Here is an 8,056-nt window from a genome sequence, read left to right as displayed (position 1 = left end):
TGTGCCATTTTGGGGGCTTTCGTCGGATCAATGTGCTTCGTCACCTCCAGGCTTCCGGACTTGCCCACCCGTTTCGCTCAGCTTTGGTCCTCGAAGTACGTCTGACGTAGAGATCGCACTGAACCGCCCAGTGATCAGCGGAACCGGATCTTCCGTCGTGCCCATGATCCCTCTGGGGCGTGAGCCAGCGGAAGCCGTACCCCAGCGACCTGTCCGACGCCCGATGGGCCCTGATCGAGCCGACATTGATGGCCTGGAGAAAGGCGCGGCTCGACCGCAGACCCACCGGAGAGCCGGCGAAGGTCGACCTGCGCGACGTATTCAACGCACTCCTCTACATCAACCGCACCGGAATACCCTGGAAATACCTCCCACACGACTTCCCCAACCACGGCACCGTCTACGCCTACTACGCCGCCTGGCGCGACGAGGGAATCCTCGCCCAGCTCAACTACGACCTCACCGGGCTGGCTCGCGTGAAAGAGGGGCGCAAGCCCGAGCCGTCCGCGTCGGTGATCGACACCCAGAGCGTGAAGACCTCCACCAACGTGCCCCTGACCAGCCAGGGAACAGACGCCGCCAAGAAGATCGTCGGGCGGAAGCGAGGCATCCTCACCGACACAATCGGCCTCATCCTCGCCGTGACCGTCACCGCCGCCAGCCTGTCCGAGAACGCCGTCGGAATCCGACTCCTCGACCAGGCCAAGAAGACCTACCCCACCATCGCCAAGAGCTGGGTCGACACCGGCTTCAAGAACGCCGTCATCGAGCACGGCGCACGTCTCGGAATCGACGTCGAAGTGGTCAACAGAAACCCCGGAGTTCGTGGCTTTCACGTTGTCAAAAGGCGCTGGGTAGTCGAGCGAAGTCTGGGTTGGCTTATGTTGCACCGGCGCCTTTCTCGCGATTACGAGACCCTTCCCGCCAGCTCCGAGGCCATGATCCACGTCGCCTCGATCGACAACCTCGCCAAGCGCATAACGGACGAGACAACACCAACCTGGCGAGGGACCTACTAGAACAGAAAGGGCAATTCGCCTAGATCAAATGCCCTCTGAGGCCCGGTGGCTACTCTCGTCTCTCCGTCGATCTGGAGTGGAGGGGAGCAGGCTGTGCGCAGTGCCGCCGTGACGCCCGAGGGCGGCCAGATCCGCTGGGTTGAGCTGCCGGGACAGGAGCCGTCCCGCGTCTACGTCCATGGTCTGGGCGCCACGTCGCCGGCCTACTTCGCGCAGGTTGCGGCGCGCAGGAAGAAACCCGTGCGAGGTCTGCGGTTCCAGCACACAGTCAGGTGATCGCCCAGGTCGGACTCGGTGGACCGGCTGGCGAACCGAAAGGACCGGGAACCGCCCTCGGCGTTGAACCCGGCGGCTGTGGCCAGCGCCTCGATCAAGGTGGACTTGCCCGAGCCGTTGTCGCCGACCAGGAACGTCACCGCGGGGTCCAGATCGAGGCTGTCCATGCCGGCGAGACAGGTGACGACGGGCAGGTTGAAGGGGTAGCGGTCGGCGCCCACGCGGGGATCGAGCTGAACATGGCGGACAAAGCCCTGGCCGTGGCGGGTCATGGGCTGCCCGTCCTGGTCCGGCCCAACGCCAGAGGATCTATCGGAGTCATGCCCTGACCATAGATCCAGGCACTGACAGTCTCATCCAGCGGTGATGGGGCCGCCCGCCCCGGGATGGGGCGCAGCATGGGGACCACAGCGCGGCAGCGCCGCGCCCAACAACCGTCGGCCGACAGCCGGCTCCCCCACACACACGGGCGCCGTCGGCCGGCTGGAGGAAGCCCCCTGACGGGGGCTCCGGAGCGAGGGCCGGGCCCCTGACGGGACTCGGGTGCGGGTGCGGGGTCCGGGGCCGCCGGCCCCGGCGAAACAACCCGGGGCCCGGCCGCGCCCGCCGAGGGCGTCAGTCCTCGCACGGCTGCATGATCGTCATGACCGGCTCGGCGTTGTCGCCGGGCCCGATCTGGGCGGCAAGCTGGACGCGGCGGGGCTGGCGGGCGCGGCCGCCTCGCGGGATCCGGTACAGCTCGACCATGACACGGTCCCCGCTGCCCCGGCTGCGCCGGATGGCGGAGCGGGTCATGGTCAGGACGTCCCACAGGCGGCCGGTCTCGTCCTGGGGGTCTGGCGGCGGCTGTCCGCCTCGCTCCACTCCACGCAGTTGGCCCAGGGGCGGCGGTCAGGGCGACGGGAACGCGGAAGCCTGCCTCGAGGGCCAGTTCGGCCGGGGCGGCCACCAGGGCCCCGTCGGCGAGGGCCTGGGCACGTGTGTAGGCGTGGATGACGTCGACCTGGACGCCGAACAGCTCCGTGAGCGCGTCGGCGCGGTCGTCCTGCTCCTCCGGGCCTCCAGCGCATGGCGTCCTCGCTGATGCCGTCATAGTCGGACGCACCACCCTCCGCCAGACCCGCGCGGCGGCAGCCACAGCAAGCCCGCACGTCCTGCCGGTCTCTCCCCCAGGCCGCGTCCCAGCGGGCCACCCACATCCGCCGCGTCGCCACCGACCGCGGTGCCGCCGCCCCCGTCTTCCCCCGCCCCGCCGACGCCTACGCCATCGAGGGGCCGTGGTCCTTCAGGGCCTTGCATACGCCGTGGACCAGCGACTGCGGGTTGGCCGCCTCGGCGGCCTTGGACTGCGCCCACTCCAGCGCGTAGACGAACAGATCCCGCACGTGGTCTTCAGACGCCGTGTCGCCGGCCGCCGCGGTGAACAGCGCGTCGAACGACTCGGGGTCCCTCGAGGACCAGGCGGACATCAAAGGACTGAAGCCCTGGCTTAACTGCCGTACGCAGGATGATCGGGCCCGTAGCCGGACGTCTTCTCAGTGAACCAGGACGGGACCTGCCCCTTGGGCTCGGCACCCTCGCTCCGCAACGATGCCCCGAACCGGCTCGCCGCCTTGTGGGTGACGGGGCCGGCAAGGGGCGCCGGCCACAGTTGGAGCAGATAGGTCTCCACCGGGTCACCCTCGTCGCGTACGTCACCGTCGTCGCGGTGGCGGCCGTGGACCAGGAGTCGGTAGGTGCCGGGGCCGGGCAGGGCCAGCTGAGGAGCGTCCTCGGGGTTTTCTTCGCCAGGGCCGATGCAGATGCGAGTGGTGGTCCAGGTGAAGGAGATTTCGGCGGCGTCCTGCCAGTCGTCCAGGTGGAGGGTGGGAGGGCCGTCCCAGAGTTCGGCGGTGACGTCGATGTCACCGCCCTCGGTGGCACAGACGACGGCGGCGTAGTTTTCCCGCGCCGAAACAAGCCCGTTGGCAGCGTAGTCGAGGGGGACGTCTTCGAAGGTGTCAAGGTCGATGAGGTCGAAGGTGCCGTGGGCGACGAACAGACGCGGGTCGTGGACGCGGTCGATGAGTGAGGCCATGACAGGGCTCCTAACAGAGGGAGGGGGCAGCGTTTTCGCTGCCCCCCAGGGTTTTACGCTACGCGGCCGGCGTTACGGGCACTGCACCAACGGGCGCACCGGAGAAGCGGCAGCCGACGCCGGGACGTCGGTGACGGAGACCCAGAACTTGTCGTTCTCCAGCAGACGGTTCGCGTTGTACCAGGACTTGCGCGCACCGCCCTCCAGACGGTTCTGCGCCTCCGGCACCATGTGACACGAGAAGTCCGGGTTGACGCTGGCGCCCTGGTGGGTGGACGCGAACGGGTACTCGTCACAGCTCTTGCCGGACGGGCGCGGGATCGAGGACGGGCAGGCGGTACGCCGGTTGGCGCGGATCAGGGACTGGTCCATCGTCCGCGTCAGCTCCGGGCCGTGGCCCTGCCAGCCCCAGTGGTGCGCGAGATTGCGCTGTGCCCACAGGATGTGCCACGCGACCTGGTCGTAGGGGCCGGTGACGGAGATGTCGTAGGCGGGGGTGTAGTCGGGGTAGACACAGCCGCCGTCGGCGGCCGGGCTCATACGCGGGGTGTTGTCACAGCGCACGTTCAGCTTCGGGCCCAGGTCGACGCTGACCGGGGAGTAGGGGGCGGCCTCGTAGTTGAGGTGAGGAGCCTGGGCGTCGGTGGTGGTGACGGCCCCGGGGGAGTCGATGACCAGGTCCCAGTTCCGCGTCGTGTCCAGGGTGGTGATCTGCGGGGTGCCTCCAGTGGAGGTGCAGGATCCGCACGTCTCGTTGAGGGTGGCGACGCCGAGTTCGGCCGCTGCGACCGTGGTGGACTCCAGCGTCAGAGTGACGTGATTGGTCCACTTGTGCCGGTTGCGGTTGTCGAGCTGGACGCTGGACGTCCACGCGAAGTTGGCGCTGCCCTGGTACTGGTGCTCGGGCTCGATGTAGAAGTCGACGCGCAGGCCGCCGGAGGCGCACGAACCCGTGCGATCCTCTCTGACCTGGCCGACCGTACACGTCACCGAATCGACGCGGCGCGTCGACAGCGTGGTGAGGTGCGCGACAGCGCTGTGACGGGGCTTCGGTGTGGGGGCTGCTTGCGCATCCGCAGCGAACATGGCACCGACCGCCACAAAAGCGGTCAGGAGAGCCGCCCCCCGTTTGAGCATTCTCACGAGCTGGTCCTTTCGCTGTTTTGGCGGGACCATGCTTCGCGTGCGCCTGACGGGGCGTCAATGCCCTATGTATTTCCAGTAGTTCTTTTCGGACGCCGGTGGCACCTGGGGAGCGGCGCCGGTGCGGTGGCTAGGCGCTGGCTGTGAGGTACCGGGTACCGGGGCAGGACAGGGATTCTTGTCCGAAATTCCCTTTCCGCGTAACGGAAGCCCCGCAGCTTCGGACGGCGAGAGTGTGGAGAGTTCGGGAAAAGAATGAAGCCCCGCCGGTGTAAGGAGTAATGACTGAAGGTGCTGACCAGAGTGGCCTCGTCAGCAAGGTGGGCAGTGTCTATCCCGGCGGCGAAGTAGCAGAACCCAGAGCTCCGATTGAAACCCGACGCGGGGCGCGCCGGGTGAGCCAGGCGCTGGCCAGGCCGATGGCGGCGCCGGTGGCCACGTCGCTGGGGTAGTGGGCGCCGCTCTGCACCCGCTCGAGCGCCACCATGGCAGCCGGCACCGCGCATACTGCGCCAGCGGCCGGCCACACGGGTGCGACGGCGGCGGTGAAGGCCACCGCGGCGGCGGTGTGCCCGGAAGGGAAGGAGGAGGAGTCGGGGCGGTCGTCGACCTCGTCGTGGGGGAACCACTCCTTCGGCGGCCGGGGCCGGTCGGCCACCTGCTTGCACACACCGTTCGAGATCAGCTGGGCGATGACCAGGGCCGCCAGGCCAGTGGCCGCTGCTTTACGGCCGCGCCACCCGCCCAGCCACGCCATCACGGCGGCAGCGCCGCACCACAGCTTCGAGCTCTCCGCCGCCTCCTCCACCACCGACAGCACCGTGCCGACGCCCGGAGGGATGCGGCAGGCCGCCTGCTTGCTCAGCGACCGATCAGCGTCGCGCAACTCCACCAAAAGCCTCATGAGAGGCAGATATCCCGCAGGTCAGCGGCCTACACCCTGAGGCCGGCGGGCGGCCGGTCACGCCTCCCCCAGCCGGCGCCGGTCCTCCTCGTCCCACTCTCGGGTATCGCGAGGCTGGGTGAAAGGCTCGGTGTCCGGTGGCAGGCCACCCGCGATGGCCCTCTGGCGTACCGTCTCGGCGTCGAATTCCAGACCCAGCAGGACGGCCAGGTTGGTGATCCACAGCCAGACGAGGAAGACGATGACGCCGGCCATGGTGCCGTAGGTCTTGTTGTAGGAGGCGAAGTTCGCCACGTAGAACGCGAACCCGGCCGAGGCGATCATCCAGATCACCAGGGCGAGGAAACTGCCCGGGGTGATCCACCGGAACCCCTTCACCTTCGCGTTCGGGCTCGCCCAGTACAGAATCGCGATCATGATCGTGACCAGCAGCACGAGGACGGGCCATTTCGCGATCGACCACACGGTCAACGCGGTGTCGCCGATCCCCAGCGCGGTACCGGCGTGGCGGGCCAGGCCGCCGGTGAACACCACGATCAGCGCACTGGCCACCGCCAGCACCATCAGCACGACGGTCACGCCCAACCGCACGGGCAGGATCTTCCACACCGGGCGGCCCTCGGGCATGTCGTAGACCGCGTTCGCCGCGCGGATGAACGCGGCCACGTAGCCGGAGGCCGACCACACCGCCAGTGCGATGCCGACAATGGCCATGAGGGAGCCGACGCCGGCGTTGCTCTGCAGCTGCGCCACGGCCCGGGTGATGATGTCCCGGGCCGAGCCGGGAGCGAGCTTCTTGATGTTGGCCAGCACTGCATCGGTCGCGGACTTGCCGGTGATGCCCAGCAGTGACACGAGTACCAGCAGCGCCGGGAACAGGGACAGCACCCCGTAGTACGTCAGGGCTGCCGCGCGGTCGGTGAGCTCGTCGTCCTTGAACTCGCGCAGGGCGCCCTTGAGCACGCCGCCCCAGGCCCGCTTGGGCAGCTTGGCCGGTGTGTCCGGTGCCCGGCGCTCCACCTCGGGCCCGGGCCCGGCCTCCTCGGGCGCCGGCGCCCCGTCGCTGTCGTGGTGTGCTTTCCGCCCTGGAAGATGCAGCCTCGCCATACCCGTCGGGTAACCCCTCACGACCCCGCCTACGCCACCAGAGGCGCCCCATGCGCGCAGCGTCAAGCGCTCAAGGCGTCACGAAGGGTGGGATACAAGCCGATGATCCCATCGAGGCCGACGAGCCGCAGCGTGCCAGCACGGACTCGCTCGGGCCGGCCAGGCGCAGCCAGCCACCCGCGCCGTCAGCGGCATTGCGCGCAGCGATGAGGATGTTGCTACCGCTGTGGTCCATGAACGTCACCCCGCTCACCACCATCCGCAGTGCAACCGTGCCCTCGGGGAGGCTGAGAGCGTCGCTGAGAGCGCCGCCCGTGTGGTGGTCGATCTCCCCACGCACCGCGATGACATGGGCGCCGTCGACAGACGCGGAGATGATCGTCACGCCATCCACCTCGCCTGCGACGGCAAAGCACGCCCGCTCGCCATCCTGCTGACGCCCGGCCAACGCCACGACAGCATCTACGCACGCCCACTACTCGAACGCATCCGCGTTCCCCGCACCGGCCGCACCGGCCTGGGCCGACCACGCCAGGTCGTCGCCCGCGCTTATCTGCTCGGGTTGTGTCCGGGACCGAGCGCAAGAACTGCTGGCGGCTCGCTGAGCATGCGGGCTATGCCCGTCCCGGAGCGATGCAGCGGTTGCTGCGGAGCACCCGCTGGGATACGGGCGCGGTCCGCGACGAGGTCCGCCGCTACGTCGTGGAACATCTCGGCACCGATGAGGGAGTTTTGATCGTGGACGAGACCGGCTTCCTCAAGAAGGGCCGTGGTTTGGCGGGCGTTCAGCGGCAGTACACCGGTACCACCGGCCGGATCGAGAACAGCCAGGTCGGCGTCAAGTACGAGACCGCGAAGTGCAACGACGCCTCGCTGTCCTACTCCCAGCACTCGCAGGGCACCTGCTCCCACCACCACGGCGTCCGCCACTGGTTCAAGTAACCCTCCGGCCGACGGATCCACGGCAGGTCGTCTGCACCGGGCCCGCGCGGGGCAGACGACCTACGCGGGAGGGACCTGCGCGCTGTAGACCCACGAGCCGAGTCCCTGCCCGGCGGTCTTCCTGATCGACGCCTGCCGCGGCCCGGGAAGCCGCAGCCTGTCTGTTCCCGCAGCCCATCCCGACATTGTTCCGCTGCGAAGGCCGCCGAGAGCGGACGGAAGGCAGCCAGTTTCAGCGACGAGCTGACAGGCGTTCAACGGCGTCGAACATGCGATGGCCGAAAGCCCTCTTTGGCTTCACCCCATCCCCTGCGGGTAGCGCACATCCCTTCCCCTGCGGATGGCGCACATCGCGGACTTCTGCTGCCCAGCGCGGCAAAGCCGTCACTGCCCACTCCAGCCGATACGGGCGGGGCCGGGGGCGAGAACGTGCCCTGGAGGTCGCACAGGTTCCTGTGGCGCATGCCCGCCCCCAGCTGCAACACAACTACCCCGCATTCCATTTGGGACGCCTTCGCCCGATGTCATCCATAGTCATGTACCAGAAACACCCGTAGGGCCCGGCCGTTCCTTGACGCTGTTGGTTAA

Annotated in this window: 10 protein-coding genes and 2 pseudogenes; 4 read left to right on the top strand and 8 right to left on the bottom strand. The window is 68.4% G+C overall.

Annotated features, from left to right (window positions below; genetic code table 11):
• Nucleotides 1-179: 179 nt before the first annotated feature.
• Together ASC56_RS37130 and ASC56_RS42705 are read left to right on the top strand one after the other, a co-directional pair.
• On the top strand, nt 180-1,019 hold the full coding sequence (locus tag ASC56_RS37130) for an IS5 family transposase (protein WP_055496015.1): 840 nt from the start codon (nt 180-182) through the stop codon (nt 1,017-1,019).
• 93 nt (nt 1,020-1,112) lie between these two features.
• Nucleotides 1,113-1,241 (top strand): annotated as a pseudogene (locus tag ASC56_RS42705) (alpha/beta hydrolase); the annotation flags it as partial.
• Here the strand turns inward: ASC56_RS42705 and ASC56_RS37125 are convergent.
• The 8 genes from ASC56_RS37125 to ASC56_RS37090 form a co-directional block, all read right to left on the bottom strand.
• On the bottom strand, nt 1,223-1,462 hold the full coding sequence (locus tag ASC56_RS37125) for an AAA family ATPase (protein ID WP_234377262.1): 240 nt from the start codon (nt 1,460-1,462) through the stop codon (nt 1,223-1,225). The pseudogene ASC56_RS42705 and the gene ASC56_RS37125 sit on opposite strands and share 19 nt — an antisense overlap.
• A 448-nt stretch (nt 1,463-1,910) precedes the next feature.
• Nucleotides 1,911-2,090: a hypothetical protein gene (locus ASC56_RS41480; protein WP_199836174.1), complete on the bottom strand. Its 180-nt coding sequence runs from the start codon at nt 2,088-2,090 to the stop codon at nt 1,911-1,913.
• Nucleotides 2,091-2,554: 464 nt separating this feature from the next.
• The gene (locus ASC56_RS37115) at nt 2,555-2,764 is read right to left on the bottom strand and encodes a hypothetical protein (protein WP_055496013.1); all 210 of its coding nucleotides are present in this window, start codon (nt 2,762-2,764) and stop codon (nt 2,555-2,557) included.
• A gap of 20 nt (nt 2,765-2,784) precedes the next feature.
• Nucleotides 2,785-3,372, bottom strand: coding sequence for a hypothetical protein (locus ASC56_RS37110; RefSeq protein ID WP_055496012.1), 588 nt, complete (start codon nt 3,370-3,372; stop codon nt 2,785-2,787).
• A gap of 72 nt (nt 3,373-3,444) precedes the next feature.
• Nucleotides 3,445-4,509 (bottom strand): NucA/NucB deoxyribonuclease domain-containing protein, encoded by a 1,065-nt coding sequence (locus tag ASC56_RS37105; RefSeq protein WP_234377261.1) that lies wholly within the window; start codon nt 4,507-4,509, stop codon nt 3,445-3,447.
• Between the two features lie 337 nt (nt 4,510-4,846).
• Nucleotides 4,847-5,419 (bottom strand): phosphatase PAP2 family protein, encoded by a 573-nt coding sequence (locus tag ASC56_RS37100; protein WP_055496010.1) that lies wholly within the window; start codon nt 5,417-5,419, stop codon nt 4,847-4,849.
• A gap of 57 nt (nt 5,420-5,476) precedes the next feature.
• A complete protein-coding gene (locus tag ASC56_RS37095) occupies nt 5,477-6,526 on the bottom strand; it encodes a YihY/virulence factor BrkB family protein (RefSeq protein ID WP_055496009.1) in 1,050 nt (349 codons plus the stop codon).
• 70 nt (nt 6,527-6,596) lie between these two features.
• Complete coding sequence (locus ASC56_RS37090; protein WP_234377260.1) at nt 6,597-6,911, bottom strand: STAS domain-containing protein; 315 nt, start codon at nt 6,909-6,911, stop codon at nt 6,597-6,599.
• Between the two features lie 102 nt (nt 6,912-7,013).
• On the opposite strand from ASC56_RS37090, the pseudogene ASC56_RS39260 reads away from it, so the two are divergent.
• A pseudogene (locus ASC56_RS39260) lies at nt 7,014-7,366 on the top strand (transposase); the annotation flags it as partial.
• The gene (locus ASC56_RS43415; RefSeq protein ID WP_371330520.1) at nt 7,343-7,468 is read left to right on the top strand and encodes a DUF3761 domain-containing protein; all 126 of its coding nucleotides are present in this window, start codon (nt 7,343-7,345) and stop codon (nt 7,466-7,468) included. The pseudogene ASC56_RS39260 and the gene ASC56_RS43415, both read left to right, overlap by 24 nt.
• Nucleotides 7,469-8,056 lie beyond the last annotated feature (588 nt).

The sequence above is a fragment of the Streptomyces sp. TP-A0356 genome (assembly GCF_001417775.1).
In the GTDB taxonomy this organism is placed as follows: domain Bacteria; phylum Actinomycetota; class Actinomycetes; order Streptomycetales; family Streptomycetaceae; genus Streptomyces.
The sequence above is the reverse complement of the archived record's forward strand: the minus strand, read 5'-3'. Positions and strand labels throughout refer to the sequence as shown.